General features: G+C 38.0%; 16 protein-coding genes and 1 pseudogene. 14 read left to right on the top strand and 3 right to left on the bottom strand.

The window, feature by feature from the left end; all coding sequences use genetic code 11:
* The first annotated feature begins 283 nt into the window (after positions 1-283).
* The 6 genes from ftsE to A3GQ_RS0108355 all read left to right on the top strand — a co-directional run bounded on the left by ftsE (position 284) and on the right by A3GQ_RS0108355 (position 6,890).
* A complete protein-coding gene (ftsE, locus tag A3GQ_RS0108330) occupies positions 284-970 on the top strand; it encodes a cell division ATP-binding protein FtsE (RefSeq protein ID WP_028776663.1) in 687 nt (228 codons plus the stop codon).
* The gene (gene ftsX, locus A3GQ_RS0108335) at positions 960-1,856 is read left to right on the top strand and encodes a permease-like cell division protein FtsX (RefSeq protein WP_028776664.1); all 897 of its coding nucleotides are present in this window, start codon (positions 960-962) and stop codon (positions 1,854-1,856) included. The genes ftsE and ftsX overlap by 11 nt, the downstream gene beginning before the upstream one ends.
* A gap of 32 nt (positions 1,857-1,888) precedes the next feature.
* Positions 1,889-2,947 (top strand): murein hydrolase activator EnvC family protein, encoded by a 1,059-nt coding sequence (locus A3GQ_RS25635; RefSeq protein ID WP_028776665.1) that lies wholly within the window; start codon positions 1,889-1,891, stop codon positions 2,945-2,947.
* Between the two features lie 28 nt (positions 2,948-2,975).
* Positions 2,976-4,058 carry a murein hydrolase activator EnvC family protein gene (locus A3GQ_RS0108345; RefSeq protein ID WP_028776666.1) on the top strand — a complete coding sequence of 361 codons (1,083 nt, stop codon included), beginning with the start codon at positions 2,976-2,978 and terminating at the stop codon, positions 4,056-4,058.
* Positions 4,059-4,169: 111 nt separating this feature from the next.
* The gene (locus tag A3GQ_RS0108350; RefSeq protein WP_028776667.1) at positions 4,170-5,705 is read left to right on the top strand and encodes a S41 family peptidase; all 1,536 of its coding nucleotides are present in this window, start codon (positions 4,170-4,172) and stop codon (positions 5,703-5,705) included.
* 78 nt (positions 5,706-5,783) lie between these two features.
* Positions 5,784-6,890, top strand: a complete 1,107-nt coding sequence (locus A3GQ_RS0108355) for a PDZ domain-containing protein (protein WP_028776668.1) — start codon at positions 5,784-5,786, stop codon at positions 6,888-6,890.
* A gap of 355 nt (positions 6,891-7,245) precedes the next feature.
* Here A3GQ_RS0108355 and A3GQ_RS0108360 read toward each other — a convergent pair whose 3' ends face one another.
* Both A3GQ_RS0108360 and A3GQ_RS28360 read right to left on the bottom strand, forming a co-directional pair.
* The gene (locus tag A3GQ_RS0108360) at positions 7,246-7,926 is read right to left on the bottom strand and encodes a cyclase family protein (RefSeq protein WP_342664992.1); all 681 of its coding nucleotides are present in this window, start codon (positions 7,924-7,926) and stop codon (positions 7,246-7,248) included.
* Positions 7,921-8,136, bottom strand: a pseudogene (locus tag A3GQ_RS28360) (cyclase); the annotation flags it as partial. The gene A3GQ_RS0108360 and the pseudogene A3GQ_RS28360, both read right to left, overlap by 6 nt.
* A 294-nt stretch (positions 8,137-8,430) precedes the next feature.
* On the opposite strand from A3GQ_RS28360, the gene A3GQ_RS23825 reads away from it, so the two are divergent.
* From A3GQ_RS23825 to A3GQ_RS0108380, 4 genes are all read left to right on the top strand, one after another.
* Positions 8,431-9,825, top strand: coding sequence for an RNA-guided endonuclease InsQ/TnpB family protein (locus A3GQ_RS23825; RefSeq protein ID WP_245596758.1), 1,395 nt, complete (start codon positions 8,431-8,433; stop codon positions 9,823-9,825).
* A gap of 456 nt (positions 9,826-10,281) precedes the next feature.
* Positions 10,282-12,264 carry an excinuclease ABC subunit UvrB gene (uvrB, locus tag A3GQ_RS0108370; RefSeq protein ID WP_028776670.1) on the top strand — a complete coding sequence of 661 codons (1,983 nt, stop codon included), beginning with the start codon at positions 10,282-10,284 and terminating at the stop codon, positions 12,262-12,264.
* A 3-nt stretch (positions 12,265-12,267) separates the two neighbouring features.
* Positions 12,268-15,129 carry an excinuclease ABC subunit UvrA gene (gene uvrA, locus A3GQ_RS0108375; protein ID WP_028776671.1) on the top strand — a complete coding sequence of 954 codons (2,862 nt, stop codon included), beginning with the start codon at positions 12,268-12,270 and terminating at the stop codon, positions 15,127-15,129.
* Positions 15,130-15,231: 102 nt separating this feature from the next.
* A complete protein-coding gene (locus A3GQ_RS0108380) occupies positions 15,232-15,555 on the top strand; it encodes a phage holin family protein (protein ID WP_028776672.1) in 324 nt (107 codons plus the stop codon).
* A gap of 221 nt (positions 15,556-15,776) precedes the next feature.
* Here the strand turns inward: A3GQ_RS0108380 and A3GQ_RS23830 are convergent, their stop codons facing one another.
* Complete coding sequence (locus tag A3GQ_RS23830) at positions 15,777-16,697, bottom strand: LysR family transcriptional regulator (protein ID WP_051271417.1); 921 nt, start codon at positions 16,695-16,697, stop codon at positions 15,777-15,779.
* Positions 16,698-16,827: 130 nt separating this feature from the next.
* Between A3GQ_RS23830 and A3GQ_RS0108390 the strand changes: the two genes are divergently transcribed.
* From A3GQ_RS0108390 to A3GQ_RS23835, 4 genes are all read left to right on the top strand, one after another.
* Entirely contained in the window at positions 16,828-17,874 is a 1,047-nt protein-coding gene (locus tag A3GQ_RS0108390) for a YeiH family protein (protein WP_028776673.1), read from the top strand.
* A 262-nt stretch (positions 17,875-18,136) separates the two neighbouring features.
* Positions 18,137-18,706 (top strand): DUF4309 domain-containing protein, encoded by a 570-nt coding sequence (locus A3GQ_RS0108400; RefSeq protein ID WP_028776674.1) that lies wholly within the window; start codon positions 18,137-18,139, stop codon positions 18,704-18,706.
* A gap of 730 nt (positions 18,707-19,436) precedes the next feature.
* On the top strand, positions 19,437-20,126 hold the full coding sequence (locus A3GQ_RS0108405) for a response regulator transcription factor (protein WP_028776675.1): 690 nt from the start codon (positions 19,437-19,439) through the stop codon (positions 20,124-20,126).
* Between the two features lie 154 nt (positions 20,127-20,280).
* Positions 20,281-21,279 (top strand): sensor histidine kinase, encoded by a 999-nt coding sequence (locus A3GQ_RS23835; protein WP_169818264.1) that lies wholly within the window; start codon positions 20,281-20,283, stop codon positions 21,277-21,279.
* Positions 21,280-21,340 lie beyond the last annotated feature (61 nt).

Consider the following 21,340-nt stretch of genomic DNA (forward strand, 5'->3'; position numbering starts at 1 on the left):
ATTGCACTTATGTACCACAGACAAGGGCACAAGTCTCGCTTTGTAGTAAGATGATTTTATTAAATTCATAACTGCAAAAAACAATGCTTGGTAATATATGAACAATCTCTCTTTTTCATATTGCCAAATTATGTAGGGTTGAAATGAAAATATTTATTACATGTCTATTATTTCTGTTAAAAGAGGAAACCGAGAACATTTCGAGAAATACCTGAACTACCTATCCTAAGTGATAGGCAAAATCGCTAACGACAAATGCTGTGCTAAAACGGAAGGTGATTTTATGATAGAAATGCACGATGTGTGGAAAGTTTATCCCAATGGTATTGAAGCACTACGTGGGATTGACGTGAAAGTAGACCAAGGTGAATTTGTCTATATAGTAGGACCCAGTGGTGCAGGGAAAAGCTCTTTTATCAAGCTCATGTACCGGGAAGAAAAACCGACACATGGCGTTGTGTTAATCAATGGTGTAAATGTAAAACGTGTAAGAGACTGGAAAATTCCGTATGTGAGACGCCGGATCGGTGTTGTATTCCAAGATTACAAACTACTGCCACATCTATCTGCCTATGAAAATGTTGCATTTGCAATGGAAGCAGTGGAAACTCCCAAACGTGAGATGAAACCTCGTGTTCAAGAAGTTTTGGAATTAGTAGGATTAGGTGATCGGATGAAGGCATTGCCATCCCAACTTTCTGGTGGAGAGCAGCAAAGGGTATCTATTGCCCGGGCAATTGTTAATAATCCGACCTTTATTATTGCGGATGAGCCTACCGGGAACTTAGACCCGGAGAACTCTTGGGATATTATGTATTTGCTAGAAGAGATCAATGCACGTGGAACGACCGTTGTTATGGCAACACACAACAAAGAAATCGTGAATACGATGCGCCAACGTGTTATTGCAATTGAACAAGGCGTGATTGTGCGAGACGAATTGGAGGGCGAATACGGTTATGAAGATTGAAACCATAAGTCGCCATTTTCGCGAAGCGTATCGCGGAATCATGAAGAATTCATGGATGAGCTTTGCGGCAATGGGGACAGTAGCTGTTACACTATTGATTTTTGGTGTGTTCCTTATTTTTGCATTTAACATCAATTATCTAACCAAAGAATTAGACAAACAACTCGCTGTGCGTGCTTCCCTGCAAGATAACATGCCACCAGCAAAACAGACAGAGATTTTGAACAAGATCAAACAAAATCCACTTGTTAAGAATGCAGACTTGGTGCCAAAAGATAAAGGGTTAGAAGAAATGAAGCAGAGCTGGGGAGACGCTAACTTCATAGATGGCCTTAAATCGGGTGACCAAAATCCATTACCTGATATCATTCGCATCGAACCAAGTGATCCGAAAAAAGTAAAAGAGCTGGAAACTCAGGCTAAGGCGATTGAGGGTGTTGTAGCTGCGGACTCTGGTGGTGGCGTAACACAAACTCTGCTCGGTTTTTCGGGCGTAGTTCGAAATGTTATCTTGATTTTTGGTGTCGCATTATCTGTATTGGCTGCATTTCTTATCTCCAATACGATTAAATTGACAATTATTGCAAGGCGGAAAGAGATTGAAGTGATGAGGCTTGTAGGTGCAAGTAACTGGTTTATCCGCTGGCCGTTTTTCATTGAAGGGGCTTTTATCGGGATGACAGGGGCTATTTTACCGATTGGTATTCTTCTCATCTTATATCAAGCATTTTTCAATACGATAAATTCAGGGGCAGCATATACCGTTATTCAGATGATGCCAGTTTCTGCATTGGGAGCTTACTTAGCAGTAAGTACGTTTATTTTAGGTGCATTAATCGGAATTTCTGGTAGTTTGCTCTCCGTTCGCAAGTTCCTCAAAATATAAAATTTTGACACCATAGAACGTGGGGGGATTATATGAAACGCATATTTATTGCTAGTCTGTCTGTGTGTCTAGCTTTAAGTGTATGGGTTACAGAAGTCCAAGCAGCACCTTCAACAAAAACAAAGCAACAAGAAAAGTTAAAAGAACTTCAAAAAAATGAACAATCCAAACATAAACAACTTGGACAAGCCCAAATTGAACTAAATAAATTAAAAAAAGAAATTGCTCCTATCCAAAAGAAAATGGATGAGTACGATACCCAATTGGCACAAGCCAACAAAGACATCCTAGCCAATGAGAAATTACTCAAGGAGCAAGAGAAACAAATAAAAGAGAGAGTGATCCATCTCTATCAAACAGGTGAGATGGGTTACATGGCTCAGTTATTATCGGCAAAAACTTTTTCTGAATTTTTTACTCGGGTGGAAGGTATTCGCCTAATTGTGATGAAAGATAGTAATTTGTTACAAGAATACAAAAACACCTCTAAAACCATTACTGATAAAAAGAAATCAATTGAAGTTTTACGTACAAAAATTCAGCCATTACTCGCTCAAGAAAAGAAAAAGTTAGATGAAATGGATAGCAAAACAAAAAACCTGAGTAAAGAACTAAAGAATATCCAGCACGATGAAGAAGTAACAGAGGCAGCAATCAAAGAGCAAGAAAGATTGGAAAAAATCGCATCCCAACAATATAACGGTAATTATGGTACAGGAAGATTGATGAAACCAGCAAAAGGAACGATTACTTCTAAATTTGGTTATCGTTGGGGCCGCCAACACAAAGGAATTGATATGGATGACAATGCAGGAAAACAAATTTATGCTGCGGATTCAGGAGTAGTCATTCTATCAAAGTCAGATCCAGATGGATATGGACATTATATTGTCATCAAACACTCCAATGGATTGTCTACTTTATACGGGCATATGTATCGTAGCACAGTGAAAGTATCTGTTGGGGATCATGTAAGAAAAGGCCAATGGATTGCTGATATTGGAAACAACGGACGTTCTACTGGATCACACCTTCATTTTGAAGTCCATCTTAACGAAAAAGCTGTTGATCCAATGCCATACATATCTTAGTTAGCTACACTTTTGGGAGGACGTTTAGTTGCAAAATACAAAGCGAATACTCACAGCTACGATGGCTATCTTGGTTTGTGCAAGTACGATTGTAGGTAGCAATGAGGGACATGCGAAAACAACAAGAGAAGAGTTATTGGAGATTCGGCAACAGAAGTCGAAAGTAATGGAATCCATTACCAAAGGCAATAAGACACTGGAAAAATACAGTGATCAAATGGAACTGAGCCAAAAGGAAATCGATAAATTTCAGTTAAAAGTAGATGAAGTAGAAGTTCAAAAGAAAGATGCAGAAGAAAAGGAAGTATTATATCAAAAGAAATTCAATCAGCGACTCCGTGAGTTTTATGAAAATGGCGAGACAGGACATATGTCACTCCTACTCCAAGCGGATAACTTTAATGAATTCCTAATTAGATTTGAAATGGTTCGCCTTGTTGCTCAGCGAGATTACGCGCTATTAGAAGAAAAGAAAAAAGCTACTGCTGAAGTGCAGAAAAAGATAGACGAGTTAAATGTGCTGGTTGCAAAGCAGCAAAAAGAAGTAGAAAAGTCAAAAGCTGCTTTTGATAAAATAATGGAAATCGTAAAAAAAGATAAATCGAAGTTAAAAGAACTCCAAGGTATGGAGGATGCCAACGAAACCGAATTGATCTCGATCAATAAAGAGTTGATCAGTAGTGGTAAATTGAAGTTTGCTTATACTGGTCCACTGCAAAAACCACTTGGCTATCCGATTACATCGGGCTTTAAATTCCGATGGGGCAAACCGCATGAGGGGATTGATTTTGGAACACAAGGTAAAATTAACATACCTTATGCTGCGGCAGCAGATGGAGTGGTAGTAGAAAGCAGGGTATCTTCTGGATATGGTTGGTTAATAACTATCTATCATGGGGAGTATGGTGGTTTACCTTTCTATACAAGATATGCACATAGTTGGCCTAACCAAGTGAAAGTAAAAATAGGACAAGATGTAAGTAAGGGAGAAATTATTTCTCTAATTGGTAACAATGGTCGTTCCACTGGACCCCACTTACACTTTGAGGTACGAATTGGTCACGGAGCAAAACCGGATGCCAAAGATCCGATGAAATTTTTTGGAGGCTAATATAATCAGATAAAGCTAAAAGGAAAAAGGACATCTGCAAACGCCTTAATGCGTTAAAGATGTCCTCCTTCTATTTCTCAAACGAAAGGAATATGTTAGAGTAGAACCAAAATGGACGGGTTATCCTGTGCGTTTCTGTTTGAGGTTTATATAGAAAAGGCATTGGACCATACTGTTGTTGAGGAAGAAAGGGCTGGAAATATGACTTTTCGTAGTAGAACAGTTGCACTTATGGTAGCAGCCGCAATGGCTTTGGGTAGTTTGTTAACTGCATTGTTCTTTATGAATGAAGAGACAGGCACTATGCCAAACCAAGTAACCAGTAAATCAGATGCATATAAAAATTATGAAGAAAAATTAAAGAAGACATTTGACACTATTCGAGGAAATTATGTTCGACCGATATCGGAGCAAGCCTTAATGGATGGAGCATTGAGGGGAATGATCCAAGCACTTGGTGATCCACATTCGGAGTATATGAATCCCAAAGAGGCAAAACAATTTTTATCCTCCATCATGAACTCTTCTTTCTCAGGGATTGGAGCAGGTGTTGTCTTAAAAGATGGACAAGTAACGATCGAATCCATTGTAAAAGATTCTCCAGCAGAACATGTAGGACTGAGAGTAAATGATCAAATTCGTAAAGTGAACGGACAAAGCATCGTTGGCTTGACATTAAATGAGGCTGTATCCAAAATTAGAGGACCAAAAGGAACAAAAGTAACATTAGAAGTTGTTCGAGGCGGAAGTGCCCCCTTTAGTATTACAGCAGTGAGAAAAGATATTCCACAAAAAACCGTTAGCAATAAAATGCTAGATAATCGGATTGGGTATGTGGGTATAACACAGTTTTCTCAGACGACAGACAAAGAATTTTTCACCTCTCTTGCACAGTTAGAAAAACAAAAGATGAAGGGGCTTATTATCGACCTTCGTGGCAATCCTGGTGGTTTATTATCTGTGGTGGTAAAAATGTGTGAACAGCTTTTACCAGAAGGAAAAATTATCGTAAGTACACAAGATAAAGCAGGAAATAAAGAGGTATATCGCGCTAAAGCGAAAGAATTAAAATCTTATCCGATAACCATTTTGGTTGATGGAAGCAGTGCTAGTGCGGCTGAGATTATGGCAGCAGCTTTTCAACAATCAGGTGGGTACAGCGTAATTGGTCAAAAAACATATGGAAAAGGTAGTGTGCAATCCAGTATTGAGTTTACAGATGGTAGTAATCTCAAACTGACAATAGCCAAATGGTTGACTCCAAAAGGGATTTGGATCGATCAACACGGTGGTACGAAAGGATTGTCCCCTAATATTGATATAGCTCCATTTTCCTTTGCACAAGCACACTTGCCAGAAGGTAAGCAAGTTTGGAAAAAAGACAGTAATGGGACAGATGTAAAAAACATGCAATTGATATTGGACGCATTAGGCTTTAAACCTGGAAGAATGGATGGATATTTCGATACTCAAACAGAGACAGCTTTAAAAAATTTCCAAAAGAGCCATGATATCCCAGATAATGGGCTATTGGATGCTCAAACAGTGAAATATCTAGGTATTGCTTATACCAGCCTCTTGCGAGATCCAAAAAACGATAAACAATTGCAGACTGCTATCCAATTTTTGGAACATAGTAGTGAATAAACAATGAACAAAAAGGAATAATTGGTACTTATGTCGAAACCCCTCTAGATGATGTTGCTACCTAGAGGGGGTTTTTCATTGCATCTGGAGTTTGTAAAAACTTGGATATATCTATGGACAGAGCCACTTTGGTTGATCGCCTTATTACTTCCTATTTTTTTCACCATTTATACCAACCTCTTAGAGCGGAAACATTTTGGACAAATAGTAGAGGCGCCATTGCCAACGATACTACGAACCTGTTTTTATGGTGTTTTGATGGGTTTTATCCTGTCTTTTGCTTTATCCTCCTTTTTGTTCATCCTTTCAAAAGAAGAACTTCTTTTGGTTTGGATTATTACCATCTGTTTTGCTGTATTTCGGCGACGTTTTGCCTGTATTGCTTATTCCGTAGGATTTATATCTTTGCTTCATTTGCTGTTACCTTATCTACACATTACCGTTCTCCCGGTAGGATTAGTGAAGTGGTATTACGTTATAGAACGATTTTCGGTATTAAACTGGCTCTATATTGTAGGTTTTACACACTTCTTGGAATGGATACTAATTCGGGCGGAAGGATCAATCTCTAGTACACCAGTCCGACTTGATCATATATCTGGAAAGACAGTCCCGGCTTATTTATTAGCAAAAGCATGGCCCATTTCTTTTGTTGCTCTCACTCCGGCCGGATGGCTACCATTGCCCATCATGATTGGGTTTGCCAGTAAAACGTGTTCCAAACCACTCAAACAGAAAAAGCGTATGATTTCTACGCTTACACTCATCTATGCAGCTGTTTTATCTGTCTTGTTATGGATTGCGACGATGCAAAGTGCGTGGATTTGGGTAGCAGCGATCTTTGCTCTGTTTGGTCATGAGATGATGTACTTATGGAGTAGATTCATGGAACGACGAAAGGTACCTCTTTTCGTCTCCGATGAAAAAGGTTTAAAGGTACTCGCTGTACTCCCGCAGACCCCTGCTGCTATTTTAGGGATTAAGACAGGAGACATTATCCATCGACTCAATGGTGTTCGGATTCAGACCGCAGCGGATTTGGAGCAAGCTGTTTCCCTGTCTTCTTTCTGTAAGTTAGAAGTATTGGATGAACAGCACGACAGTCATTTTCTCCAACGAGCCATCTATGAGAAAGACCCCAAACATTTGGGGATTGTTGGGGCAGATCCAATATACAGACAATAACAAAAAGGTTATCATTATACGGCTTTTCCTTGATTGAATACCAAGGAAAAGCCGTTTTTTATATGCACAAATGCGCGACAAGGGGACGGTTCTCTTGTCGCATGTTGAAATGAAGAAGAGGAAGAAGTTATATTCTATTATTTGAAACTATAATAACTCACTAACAAAAATCTCAAAACTTTGAGTGTTAAAGTATAACGCCCATTCCATTTTGATTTACATGTTAAAGGGATGTAACCAGTCTGAATCTACTATTTGTGAGATTGTCCTTTTGGGTACTCATTTGCGACAAAAGAACCGTCCCTCTGTCGCGGGCTTCTAATGGACAGAAATAGCTATTTTATATTTGAAAAGGTTAATCTAACTTAGCAAATGCTCTAACCGGAAAAGTGCCAACTCCTAGCCATTTGGGAGGAACAGCCGTGAAGGTGAATCCTTCTTTTGGAAGTTTTCCTAGATTGCAGAGATGTTCCACAATGAGTATTTCTTGACCAAGTAGGGCGGAGTGTACAGGTCTTGTATTTCCTCTTGTATCATCAATGTTCATCGAATCGATTCCTACTAATTTCACTCCACAATCTGCTAAATATTGTGCCGCATCTTCGGTTAAATAGGGATGATCTACTAGGTAGTTTTCTTTATTCCAAAAGGTGTCCCAACCGGTGTGTACAAGCACGGCACGTCCTCGTAATTCTAAATTTCGGAAGTAGTCAGCGTGGATTTCCTTGGTAACTTTATAGTCCACAGAAACAACGATTCCATCCAAGTCTACTAGTTGTTGTAACTGAATTTGAGATAAGTCTTTTCCATCTTCATACCGATGAAATGGACAATCGAGGTATGTACCCGTATTGGTGATCATTTCGATTTTACCAATCTGAAAATTAGTTCCCTCTGCATAATATTTCTTTGATTTTTCTCTGCTCAAATAGTCACATATTAATGGTGCAGGCAATCCTTTGTGGGTGATCAATCCATCGTGTATGGTATGACTAAGATCGATGTATTTTCGCTGGGAGAGGAGATCGCTGTCAATGGGTTTGCGTTTGTGTTTCTCTTGTATGATGGTTTTATTTAAAATTCTAACCTTACCGACCATCAATAGCCGCATATCTTGGACAATATATTCTACCAATACTTCGTCCGCAATATCGTCTTCAGCAATATCTAGTCGAAAATCTTGGCCTTGAATCCCACCGCCATTGGTAAACTCTACTGAAAAATCGAATTGCACACGGTAATCCATATTTTTCCTCCTTATTAGGCAATGTCAGTTTTTTTAAAAAATAGTTTTCTATTGCTGGATTGTAATCTATATTTTTATCAGTTTCTATCAGTTTTCTGAAATTCACCTCCCACATCAAGTATAGCTAAGTGGGAGGTGAATTTCAGTTCAGCGTAAGCTGAAAGGTAATGCTGGTGTCTGATAAGAAAAAAAGGGGAATGTAAATTCGTGTTGAAATAGAACGAAAGAGGGAGGTGAAACACGTTGGAAGCACACTACAAAACGTATCAAATTTGGATAAAAAAAGGACACAGAATGTATGCGTACTTTCAAGAAATGGGTCAGAACGCGAAAAAGATGTATAACACGACTAATTTTTACATCCGGCAAGTATACACTGCACATACGCAAGAGAAAAAGCTCCAACCTTTACAAAGAGAAGTGCTGGAAACCATAAAACACAAACTAGATCAAATGAATGAGGTTCGACTAGCTGCTTACCAAAAAAGAATGGACAGAGAAAAAACAAAGCCAGTCGAACAACGAAAAGAAGGAACATGCAACCTATTTCAGCTCCCTTCGAAAGATAATCCGTATATGGATTACCCCTTTTTAGATAGTTTGTTTAAAGCAATGGCGCAAAACGACTACCGTTCTCTTCCGACGCAAACGAGTCAATGGGTGATAAAAACCGTCTTTCAGAACTGGAAATCTTATTTTGGTAGTTTACAAACCTACAAACAAGACCCATCTGTGTTCCGAGGGAGACCAAAAATCCCGAAATATAGTGATTCTCCTCAAAAAGAAGTGTTGTTTACCAATCAAGATTGTGTAGTGAAAGAGAACAAATTTTTAAAATTCCCGAAAACAAAGAAACGGTTAAATATTGGAAAACTTGGTGTAACAAAAGGAAAGCTCAAACAAGTTCGTATCATTCCAAAATATGGGCAATTCATATTGGAAATCGTAGTAGAAGTTTCGTTGGAACTACCAAAAAGAACCGAAACAAACCACCTGATGGCGATTGATTTGGGGATAGAAAACCTTGCAACCATGGTGACCAATACGGGCTCCGCACCCCTATTAGTCAAGGGCAAGCATGTCAAATCCATCAATCAATACTACAACAAAAGAAAAGCATATTATGTAAGCAGACTCCGACAAGGAAAGCATCCAAGCGAAGGTTCCTTTATCTCCAAAAGACTGGAACGAATCCATCAAAAAAGACAGCAGAAACTCAAAGATATCTTTCACAAAGCAAGTTTTCATATCGTGAATCTAGCAATATCGGAAAAAGTGGATACCATCATCATTGGGAGGAACAAGGATTGGAAACAAGCATCCCGACTAGGAAAACGAAACAATCAATCCTTTGTCCATGTTCCACACCATCGGTTGATTCGGATGATCGAATACAAAGCGATGGAAAAAGGAATAGACGTGGTGACGATGGAAGAATCGTATACCTCCAAAGCTAGTTTCGTAGACCATGATCCGATTCCTACCTATGGCGAAAACGATAGTAAACAGCTATTTTCTGGGAAACGAATCAAAAGAGGACTCTACCAAACAAAACAAGGAAAGTGGTTAAATGCGGACGTAAATGGTGCTGCAAACATCTTGAAGAAAGCATACTTGCATCAAAACGAAGATGGGCGATTTGATATCCAAACAGTAAATGTTTGGAATCCACAATCAAAAGTGGTGTAAAAGAAGTACTGAATGCATGAATTTCATGACAGACGGTATAGAGGGGTTGGGCGTGTGTAGGCCGCCAATGTGTCAACCCCACTAACGTGAAACGATCCGATTTTTGGTTTGGTACGTTAGAAACCCCCGCTTCTAACACTCATGAGAGTGTAAAGTGGAGGGAGTATTCATGGTTCTTAGTGTTTACATTTATGTTGGAGAAAAGCGTGTACACTTGATAAACAAAGGAAATTGAACCATTGCTTTTGTATGGTAAGTTTCGAAATAGTAGATGAGCAGGAGAATAGCGGATTTATACCTTTGATAGATGTTAATAACTATTCCATTTCCTCATTCTTTTAGAGGAACGAATGTTTTCAGTTGACAGCAAAAATATGTTATAATGATGGATGTTGCGTGATGAGAAAACAAATATTGATATAGATAAAATTGGAAACAGATTGGATGGTGAGAAGAATGGAACAACTTTTTCAGATGGTATCTGAGTTTGAGCCAAATGGTGATCAGCCAAAGGCAATTGAAGCATTAACAAATGGTATTCAAACAGGAAAGAAACATCAAACATTGCTAGGAGCAACAGGTACTGGTAAAACGTTTACCATTGCTTCCACAATAGCAAAAGTAAATAAACCAACACTCGTAATTGCCCATAATAAGACATTGGCAGCTCAGTTGTGTGGGGAACTAAAAGAGTTTTTTCCTAATAATGCGGTGGAGTATTTTGTGAGTTACTATGATTACTACCAACCTGAGGCTTATATTCCTCAGTCTGATACCTTTATTGAAAAGGACTCCTCTATTAATGATGAGATTGATAAATTGCGACACTCAGCGACTAGTGCTTTGATTGAACGGAAAGATGTCATCATCGTCGCGAGTGTCTCTTGTATTTATGGCTTGGGTTCTCCGATTGAATATCGGGATTTGGTATTGTCTCTTCGTGTAGGAATGGAAAAAGAACGCAATGAAGTACTGCGTAAATTGGTGGATATCCAATATAACCGGAACGATATGAATTTTACTCGTGGTACTTTCCGAGTTCGAGGCGATGTCATCGAGATTTTCCCTATTTCAAGGAGTGAACAAGCTGTACGGGTGGAGTTCTTTGGTGATGAGATCGAGCGAATTCGCGAGATTGATGTATTGACAGGAGAGATTATTGGAGAACGAGAACATGTCGCTATTTTTCCGGCCTCTCACTATGTTACTCGTGGCACGGTTATGGAGAGAGCGTTGAAAGATATCGAAGCCGAATTGCAAGAGCAGTTAGCTTTCTTTAAAAGTGAAGGAAAACTTTTAGAGGCACAGCGATTGGAACAACGTACACAGTATGACATGGAGATGATGCGCGAGATAGGATTTTGTTCCGGAATCGAAAACTATTCTCGACATTTAATTGGCATGGAGGCAGGACAGCCTCCTTATACACTGATTGATTACTTCCCTGACGATTTCTTAATGGTAGTCGATGAGTCACATGTGTCTATCCCGCAAATTGGCGCCATGTTTAATGGGGACCAAGCTCGGAAAAACATGTTGGTAGAGCATGGATTTCGTTTGCCTTCTGCTCGAGATAATCGACCATTGAAATTCGACGAGTTTGAGGGAAAGATCAATCAAATTGTGTTTGTTTCTGCTACTCCAGGACCTTATGAATTGGAGATAACACCAGAGATGGTAGAACAGATCATTAGGCCAACTGGATTACTTGATCCAGTGATTCATATTCAACCGATCAAAGGCCAAATCGATCATCTTATTGGAGAGATCCATAAGCGAGTAGAACGTGACGAGCGTGTATTGGTTACAACATTGACCAAGAAAATGTCGGAAGACTTGACGGATTACTTCAAAGAAATCGGTATACGAGTACGTTATTTACATGCAGATATTAAAACGATCGAACGGATGGAAATCTTACGAGATCTTCGTCTGGGTGAATTTGATGTGCTGGTGGGCATCAATTTATTAAGGGAAGGACTGGATCTTCCAGAAGTATCCCTTGTTGCTATTCTCGATGCAGATAAAGAAGGTTTCTTGCGAGCCGAGCGTTCTTTAATTCAGACGATTGGACGAGCAGCCCGTAATTCCAATGGGGAAGTTATCATGTATGCGGATAAAATCACGAATTCCATGCAAAGAGCAATAGAAGAGACCGAACGTCGTAGATCGATTCAAATTGCCCATAATGAAAAACATGGCATCACTCCGATGACGATTCAAAAGAAAATTCGTCAAGTAATAGAAGCTACTACGAAAGTAGCAGAAGAAAAAGCGACATATGGTACAACAGGTAAGAAAATGACGAAAAAAGAACGACAACTTCTCTTGCAGAGAATGGAAAAAGAGATGAAACAAGCAGCCAAAGATTTGCAATTTGAACGAGCTGCTGAATTGCGCGATTTACTCATTGAGTTGCAAGCAGAAAGTGGGGGCTAAGGCTTGGCGATTGAAAATATTGAGATACGTGGAGCTCGTGTCCACAATCTAAAAAATATAGATGTGACGATCCCTCGAGATAAGTTGGTTGTTATCACTGGTCTTAGTGGTTCCGGTAAATCTTCTCTTGCATTTGATACCATTTATGCGGAAGGGCAGAGGCGATATGTAGAATCGCTCTCTGCCTATGCAAGGCAGTTTTTGGGACAGATGGATAAACCAGATGTGGATAGTATCGAGGGCTTGTCTCCTGCTATTTCTATCGATCAAAAAACAACCAGCCGTAATCCTCGGTCTACCGTTGGGACTGTCACAGAAATCTATGATTATATCCGGTTGTTATTTGCTCGCGTTGGTCATGCGTTTTGTCCTCGACATGGAACAGAGATCACCTCCCAAACGACACCACAAATGGTGGATCATATTCTCGCATTACCTGAGAAAACAAGAATTCAAATTCTTGCACCTATCATCAAAGGCAAAAAAGGCGAGCATGAAAAGATTTTGGCTGACATTAAAAAACAAGGTTTTGTTCGCGTCCGTATTGATGGTGAGATTCAAGAACTCAGTGAAGTAGAAAAGCTAGAAAAGAATAAAAAACATTCGATTGAAGTTATCGTCGATCGTGTGGTCATCAAAGATGGGATTACTTCACGATTGACAGATTCTGTAGAAATGGCTTTACGATTGTCAGAAGGGGAAGTTTTAATTGATGTGATTGATGGGGAAGAAATGTTGTTTAGTCAAAATCTCGCTTGTGCCGAGTGTGGATACAGCATCCCGGAACTCACCCCTCGTATGTTCTCTTTCAATAGTCCATTTGGTGCTTGTCCAACATGTGATGGGCTAGGGAATCGAATGGAAATTGATCCAAATCTGGTGATTGCAAATCCGAAATTGTCGATCAGCAAAGGGGCTATTGAGCCTTGGGCTAGCTCTACTAGTAACTACTATAGTCAATTGCTCGATTCTGTTTGCAAACACTTTGGGATCAGCCAAACAAAAGCGTTTGAAAAATTACCAGAAGATCAACAGCAACTCATTTTGTATGGATCTAAAGAGCGATTCCGGTTTCAATATACAAATGATATGGGATTTTCACGTGATACACATACCACTTTTGAGGGCGTAGTGAACAATTTAGCTCGACGCCATCGAGAAACCGCGTCAGATATGGTTCGAGAACAATTGGAAGGGTATATGAGTACCAAATCTTGCCCTGCTTGTAAGGGTGCACGTGTGAAGGAAGAAATGCTTCATGTCAAAGTAGGTAATGAAAACATTGATTACGTTACAAGACTGACAATCGCAGAAGCACTTTCTTTTTTTGAATCTCTCGATCTTACTGAGAAAGAAAGACAGATTGCTCGATTGGTTTTAAAAGAAATCGAGAGTAGGCTCGGTTTTCTTTCCAATGTCGGATTGGACTATTTAACACTGAGTCGTTCGGCTGGAACATTATCTGGTGGAGAGGCACAACGAATTCGTCTTGCTACCCAAATCGGATCGAGTTTGATGGGGGTTCTCTATATTTTGGATGAACCGAGTATTGGACTTCATCAACGCGATAATAGTCGGTTGATCACCACTTTGGAACAGATGCGAAACATTGGAAATACCTTGATCGTGGTAGAACACGATGAAGATACGATGATGGCTGCCGATTATATTTTGGACATCGGGCCAGGTGCAGGTGTACATGGTGGAGAGGTTATAGCCGCTGGGACACCGAAAGAGATCATGGAAAATGAAAGTTCCTTGACCGGGAATTATTTGAGTGGACGTCAATACATTGCTTTGCCGGAGAAAAGACGAGAAGCGAGCGATAAGTGGATCAAAGTTGTAGGCGCATCTGAAAATAATTTACGTGATGTCTCTACATCATTTCCGATTGGTTTGCTCACCTGCATTACAGGGGTTTCCGGTTCGGGTAAAAGTACCTTGGTTAACGAAATATTATTGAAATCATTATCCAAGCAACTGAATCGGGCAAAAGCAGTTCCGGGTCTTCATAAAAAGATTGAAGGAATCGAGCATTTGGATAAAGTAATCAGTATCGATCAATCCCCAATTGGCCGTACTCCTCGGAGTAATCCTGCTACTTATACAGGAGTGTTTGATGATATTCGAGATGTTTTTGCCTCTACAACAGAAGCGAAAGTACGTGGATATCTCAAGGGTAGATTTAGCTTTAATGTAAAAGGCGGACGATGTGAAGCGTGTCGTGGGGATGGCATTATTAAAATCGAAATGCACTTTTTACCAGATGTATATGTACCATGTGAAGAATGTAAAGGGAAGCGGTACAATCGTGACACACTGGAGATAAAATACAAAGGAAAGAACGTTTCCGATGTGCTAAATATGACCGTTGAGGATGCGGTCGAATTTTTTGCCAATATCCCTAAGATCAAAAGGAAACTGCAAACCCTCTTGGATGTTGGATTAGGCTATGTACAGTTAGGACAGCCGGCAACGACCTTATCTGGTGGAGAAGCCCAAAGAGTAAAGCTTGCATCGGAGTTACACAAACGAAGTACAGGTCGTACTTGCTATGTATTAGATGAACCAACAACAGGATTACATGTTCACGATATTGCTCGTTTGCTAACGGTACTCCAACGCCTAGCAGACAATGGTGAAACCGTATTGGTCATCGAACATAACCTCGATGTAATCAAAACCGCCGATTATATTGTAGATTTGGGTCCTGAAGGTGGGAAAGGCGGAGGTACCATCGTAGCGACTGGTACACCGGAGGAAGTGGCCAAGAAAAAAGGCTCATATACAGGTGAATATTTGGCTCCTATTTTAAAACGGGATCAAAAACGATTGAAACAAGAGATAATGGTAGCAAGTACTTGATCTTTGGACCATGGCGATGGCTATGGTTCTTTTTTTTACTCTTGTTCTCGCTTGAGGCATACGAAAAACATCGATATACTTTTATAGAGAGGAGGCAATTATATGCGTTGGATTATTGGCATTATCGTTAATGCGGTTATCGTCTTTCTCATTGCTACCTATTTACCAGGTGTGCATGTAGATGATTGGACGACTGCATTATGGATCGCTATCCTGTTAGCGATCATTAATATCCTCATTTGGCCGATCAAATGGCTTTTATCTTTGGTTACCCTCGGTCTGTTTGGTTTGATCATTAACATAGCTCTATTCTGGGGCCTAAGTTTATTTGTAGATGGATTTGATATCGATGGCTTTGTACCGGCTGTTCTTGGAGGTTTAATATTGACAGTGGGTTCATCGATTGCAAGAGGTTTCACGAAATGATGTACAACACACTTCCTAATGATAAAGGGAGTGTGTTTTTTTGAGATAAAGGGAATCCTCCCTCTTTGTCTGCAAGATCCGCTTTCTATACTAACAAAGCGACCTTTGATGGCCGAAAGGCTGGAGGTCGCTTTTATTTTGCTTCATTTAAGAGAATATCTTTAGTTGCCATCAGTTGACGGCTTTTTCTTTGTAATCAAACCGCATCATGATAATCATCTCTACAAGTCGTTCGTCGTGCAGTTGCTGGTTTTGTCCTTATTAGATAAATATTGATGAAGTGTTTTGATAAATGTTTTTAACGCCATCGTCTTATATGTATTATTGGTGATGATTGAAAAATAACGTTTAAAAGGTAATCCTTTTACTTTTACTAACTTCAAATAATGATGGCATAATTCTTTTTCAATTGCCCAGTGGGATAGAAGAGAAATACCGAGTCCAGCTTGGACAGATTCTTTTATGAGTTGGGTACTGCCAAACTCCATCCATTTTTCGGGTCTCATTTGGGTTATGTGAAAAAAATTATCTATAGCATCTCTTGTACCAGATCCTTTTTCTCTTACGATCCATGTTTCTTCTTCTAGTTCAGAAATAGTTATTTCGCTTTTCTTTTTGATAAGGTGATGATCAGGAGAAGCTACAATAAACATACTATCTTCTGCTATGGTTTCAGTAGCTAATCTACTTCCTTTAAAAGGCCCCTCGATAATTCCGATATCCAATTGATGATTTGTGACAAGGTCCATGATTTCTTTCGAATTATTAATGGTGATAGATGGATTTATGGCTGGATAAATCTTCTGCAATCTCGCAATAATATGTGGCAAAATATACTCCCCAAAAGTATAGCTAGCACCAATCGAAATAGGACCGCTTGCCTTATTTGTTTGATCGTCAACGAGACATTGCATTTGTGTGTAAAGACCTAATATTTCTTTAGCATAATGAAATACAATTTCACCTGCCTTATTTAATCGAACATATTTATTTGTTCGATCTAGTAATTTCGTTCCTATTGAATTTTCTAATGAACGAATATATTGACTTACTGCAGGTTGTGTCAAATTCAGTTCTTCAGCGGCTCTTGAAAAACTTTTATGTTTAACAACCATAACAAAAACTTGTAAATGGTAATCCATCTGAAACCTTCCCTACTGTTTATTTCATATATGTATTCGAATTTACTTATCATCATCATTATTATTTATTATTTTCCTTATGCATGAAATAAGAATAACATTATTGTAAAAAAAGAATAGAGGAAATCACATGGGAAATCAACGTGCATCTACAGAGATTATCTCATCAAAGAAAAAACATTTTCCTAAATCTACTGTAGGCTTATGGTTATGCGGTATTGCCTTTACATGGGTAATTGCTGCAATAGGTTTTGCACTATCTAGGATTCCAGGATTAGATCGATTAGGTTCTTTAGCTTGTGCCATCATCATTGCAGTTATATATCGTCAACTTTTTGGTTATCCAGAAACCATTCGAAGTGGTATCCAGTTTTCAGCCAAATTTTTTTTACGGATTGCTATTGTGTTATTTGGTTTGAAATTAAATATAGCTATCATTTTGGATCAAGGACTGGGTCTTCTAGTGCGAGATGCTGGTGTAATTATTTTCGCTGTCCTTGTGACGGTATGGTTAGGAAAAAGATTAAAAGCTGATCCAGCCATATCATTACTTCTGGGAGTTGGCACAGGAATATGCGGAGCAGCCGCAATAGCAGCTATATCACCTATTATTCAAGCAAAAGAGGAAGACACTGCCGTCAGTGCAGGAATTATCGCCCTGGTTGGAACTATTTTTTCAATAACATATACCATTTTGCTGCCTTATCTTCCTATAACTGCCCTTCATTATGGAATATGGAGCGGAATCAGTCTCCATGAAATAGCCCATGTAGCATTAGCAGGAGCTCCGGCAGGCCCAAATGCTTTAGCTATGGCATTGTTAGCAAAATTAGGGCGTGTTCTTTTACTTGTACCATTATGTTTCTTCCTCATGTATGAAAGGAATAGGAAGAAAGCTAGAAATCCTGACCAAACAAAATTAGAATTCCCTTGGTTTTTAATTGGTTTTATTTTTATGAGTTTGTTTGGTAGCTATGTTCTTGGGAAATCTATTCCTATTTCACCTAGTATATTAAATAGTATTTCCACATTCACATCATTTATCTTGACATCTGCAATGGTTGGTCTAGGGTTAAATGTTAGTTTCTATGCTATACGAACGAAAGCATTGCGACCCTTTATTGCAATGTGTATTACATCTGTGATTCTTTCTGTTATGACGTTTTTTATTGCTTAATATAGATGACTCTGTACCATGCTGTTCTTGGTGGTTTGATTTTAACTGTGGGTTCTTCGATTGCAAGAGGTTTCACGAAGTAATGTATATTTGTAAATGTTGCAAGCACTTCCTCTCCCGAGGGAGTGCTTTTTGGTTAAAGGAATTCTTATCTATTTTGGACAAACTTTATGATTCTTTAACTTTTCTTATAAAATAGTTTAATTTTAGCTTTTATGATTAATATCATAAAGTAAATTTTATAGTGGAAAGTAGTGAACAAATGAAAATGAAGAAAACAGTAAAAGGTTTAATGATAGGCACATTAGCAGTTGGTACAGTACTTGGAGGACTTCTTATTTCAAAAAACTTCAGCTCTGCAAGCGATACTCCCACAATTCAAGTTCCTGTGAAACAAAACCATGAAAATCACGAACAACTGTTAAAACAAACACTGGATCTTGCAAAAGAAGGCAAAGTCATAACCAGTGAGGAATTTGGACGTTATTCTTCAAAAAAATCTATCATAGCCAAGTGGGGAGAACCTGATAAAGATAGTAAAAATGGAATTTTAAAGTATAGTAAACATGCTACTCAATTTTATATTGGTGATTCGAATAACTATAAGAAATCTGTTTATCTGTTAGAAACAACAGATAAAAGCTATGCTTCTGTAACTTACGATGAGGTGAAAAGATCAAAAGCACTCGGTAAAGGGGGAGAATACAAAGATAGAAATACAGCCTATATAATCTATGCGGTTGGTGAAAATGATCTTAGATTCATCTTCTCCGTTGATAAAAAAGGTAAAATTAGCAATTTGAAATATGTAGAAGTAAATGGTCCATTTTAATCCATTTTAGATAAGCGGCACGATAGATAGAATAAATATAAGGGTAAATAAACAACTGACTCCTTAACGTGTTTTAGGGAGTCAGTTGTTTATTGTTCGGAATGGTTTGACATTTTGTTGTTTAGTTTCATTTAAATCAGATGGACTTTATGATTCTTTAACTTTTCTTATGAAGCAGTTTAAGTTTAGCTTTTATGATTAATATCAGAAATGCAACAAAATTCACACGAAATGAATGACTTTTTAAAGGAGGGATAGTTGTTAGTTTTTTATTTCGTTAGTTTTGACCTGAAAAGCAATGTTATTTATATATAGCACTTATCGAAAGAGGAGATCTAGTAATGAAAAATATAATAGTTGTTATTTTAATATTTTTATCATTTTTGAGTATATTTGATTTTGTTATGTTTTCCTATGTTTCAGCAAAATCATCCATTTTTTGATGTTCTTTAAATCCCTTTTCCTTTGATCTTAAAATACAAAAAATAATAGAACGAGAAAGAAACGAATGAAATTAGTTCTAAATAATGTGGTGGTCAATAAAAAAATTACAGCTAAATAAAGAGAAGCACTACGATATGATAGTACCAAGTCGCTAGCCAAACCAAGTGATTTCAGAAAAGCTTATACCGAATCTCCATTTGTTATCTCTGTTATCGAAACGAGTCAATCGAAACCTTACAAAAGATGTAAAAGAAATATCACCCAGAAGAAACGAGGATATAAAACCATGTCTAAAAATATATTGATTGTGGATGATGATAAGGAAATTGTAAATCTAATTGATATCTCCGTTAAAAACGAAGGCTTCACTACTTATCTTGCTTCAAATGGAAAAGAAGCTTTACAGCTTATGAATTCTTACACTATCCATTTGATTATTTTGGATATTATGATGCCTGAAATGGATGGATTGGAATTTTGCCAAAAAGTAAGGCTAGAATCATCTATTCCCATTTTAATGTTAAGTGCCAAAGTCGAGGATTGGGATAAAATTACTGGTTTGATGACTGGTGCTGATGATTATATGACAAAACCATTTAACGCTTTGGAATTGATTGTGAGGGTGAAGGCTTTAATTCGAAGAACGTATTATCTAAATCAACAGGTATATGAAAAAAAAGAGATCATCCGTCTGGGTTCTCTTGAGATTAATAAATCAAAGTATATTGCTAGTTTTAACAATGTAAAAATGAAGTTAACCTCCAAAGAGTTTGAGATTTTATTTTTATTAGCATCTCATAAAGGACAAATATTTAGCTCAGAAGATATCTTTCAAATGATTTGGAAAGAAAAATATTACGAAACCAATAATACCGTAATGGTTCACATAAGCAATTTACGAGAAAAACTAGAAAAAACAATGGGTTACAAATGCATTCATACCGTTTGGGGAGTGGGGTATAAAATTGAAGGATAAACTCTATTTTAAAATTATGTTCAAAATCATTCTATTGATGGTAACTAGTGGGTTCATTTCCTTATTAATTGGGCTGTTTGTGAATAATATTCATAATGCATTTTTCCGCTTTTTCCTCTGGTATTTCCCTGAAGAATATAGAGTGTACCAACCAATGTATAACATTTTTTTGAAGAGCTTTTTAGTAAGACCTGAATGGATGAAGTTCCCTATATGGTTTGCTTTTCTTTATAGCATTGTGTTTATCTTACTCTGTAACCGTTACATTTCTCATTTTGTTAAGATTTATCGTTCTGTTATCGAAATCGCACAGAACAATGTACAAGCAAATATCCCTATTATGCATAGGAATGAATTAAATGATCTTGCAATTTACATGAATCAAATTATTACACGTTCTAGAGAAGCAATAGAAGAACAACAAGTGGCAGAAGAATCAAAGAATGAACTAATTACAAATGTATCTCACGATTTAAGAACTCCTTTGACATCTATATTGGGTTATTTAAACCTAATCGAAAGAGATCAATATAAGGATGAAGTAGAGCTAAGATATTATACAAATGTTGCATTGAAAAAAACAGAGCATCTGAATAACTTGGTAAATTCCCTATTTGAGTATGTACGAACCAAAAATCCAAAAATGCATTTGAATATCCATACATTGAACATGAATGAATTATTAAGACAGATTCATTCTCAATTTCGGATTCAATCTACTCAAAAAGACTTAGAATTAAGATTTTCACTACCAGATGAACCGGTCTATATAGAAGCTGATGGCTTTCAACTTTCGCGTGTATTCGAAAACATTCTTTCCAATGCCATTCAATATGGAGAGAAAGGAAAAGGTATTGATTTCACTTTACAAAAGACAGAAGCAACTGCTGTGATGGAGGTCATTAACTATGGTGAATCTATTTCCGAACAAGACATTTCTTATGTATTTGATCGATTCTATCGTATCGAGAAATCACGATCGAAAGAAACCGGTGGTGCTGGTTTAGGATTAGCGATTGCCAAAAATATCGTTGAACTACATCATGGCAATATCTCTGTTCATAGTGATGAGTATCAAACTGCATTTTCGGTCCATTTACCAATGAAATCTTCGAGCAGAAACAACAGGAAGAGAGGCTCTTCAATAGTATAGATTCCTACCAACTGATATTACATGGTGTAGAGGAGAGTTGTCTTAAGAGGTGGCTCTTTTT

Source organism: Shimazuella kribbensis DSM 45090, from assembly GCF_000428065.1.
Lineage (GTDB): Bacteria > Bacillota > Bacilli > Thermoactinomycetales > Thermoactinomycetaceae > Shimazuella > Shimazuella kribbensis.

Bases quoted from the DNA above. Each gene is read 5' to 3' on its own strand.
- uvrB (WP_028776670.1), top strand. From the start codon at position 10,282: ATGGAACAACTTTTTCAGATGGTATCTGAGTTTGAGCCAAATGGTGAT.
- A3GQ_RS23835 (WP_169818264.1), top strand. From the start codon at position 20,281: ATGTATAACATTTTTTTGAAGAGCTTTTTAGTAAGACCTGAATGGATG.
- A3GQ_RS0108390 (WP_028776673.1), top strand. From the start codon at position 16,828: ATGGGAAATCAACGTGCATCTACAGAGATTATCTCATCAAAGAAAAAA.
- ftsX (WP_028776664.1), top strand. From the start codon at position 960: ATGAAGATTGAAACCATAAGTCGCCATTTTCGCGAAGCGTATCGCGGA.
- ftsE (WP_028776663.1), top strand. From the start codon at position 284: ATGATAGAAATGCACGATGTGTGGAAAGTTTATCCCAATGGTATTGAA.
- A3GQ_RS23830 (WP_051271417.1), bottom strand. From the start codon at position 16,697: ATGGATTACCATTTACAAGTTTTTGTTATGGTTGTTAAACATAAAAGT.
- A3GQ_RS0108350 (WP_028776667.1), top strand. From the start codon at position 4,170: ATGGACGGGTTATCCTGTGCGTTTCTGTTTGAGGTTTATATAGAAAAG.
- A3GQ_RS0108400 (WP_028776674.1), top strand. From the start codon at position 18,137: ATGAAAATGAAGAAAACAGTAAAAGGTTTAATGATAGGCACATTAGCA.
- A3GQ_RS23825 (WP_245596758.1), top strand. From the start codon at position 8,431: ATGTATGCGTACTTTCAAGAAATGGGTCAGAACGCGAAAAAGATGTAT.
- A3GQ_RS25635 (WP_028776665.1), top strand. From the start codon at position 1,889: ATGAAACGCATATTTATTGCTAGTCTGTCTGTGTGTCTAGCTTTAAGT.
- A3GQ_RS0108405 (WP_028776675.1), top strand. From the start codon at position 19,437: ATGTCTAAAAATATATTGATTGTGGATGATGATAAGGAAATTGTAAAT.
- A3GQ_RS0108380 (WP_028776672.1), top strand. From the start codon at position 15,232: ATGCGTTGGATTATTGGCATTATCGTTAATGCGGTTATCGTCTTTCTC.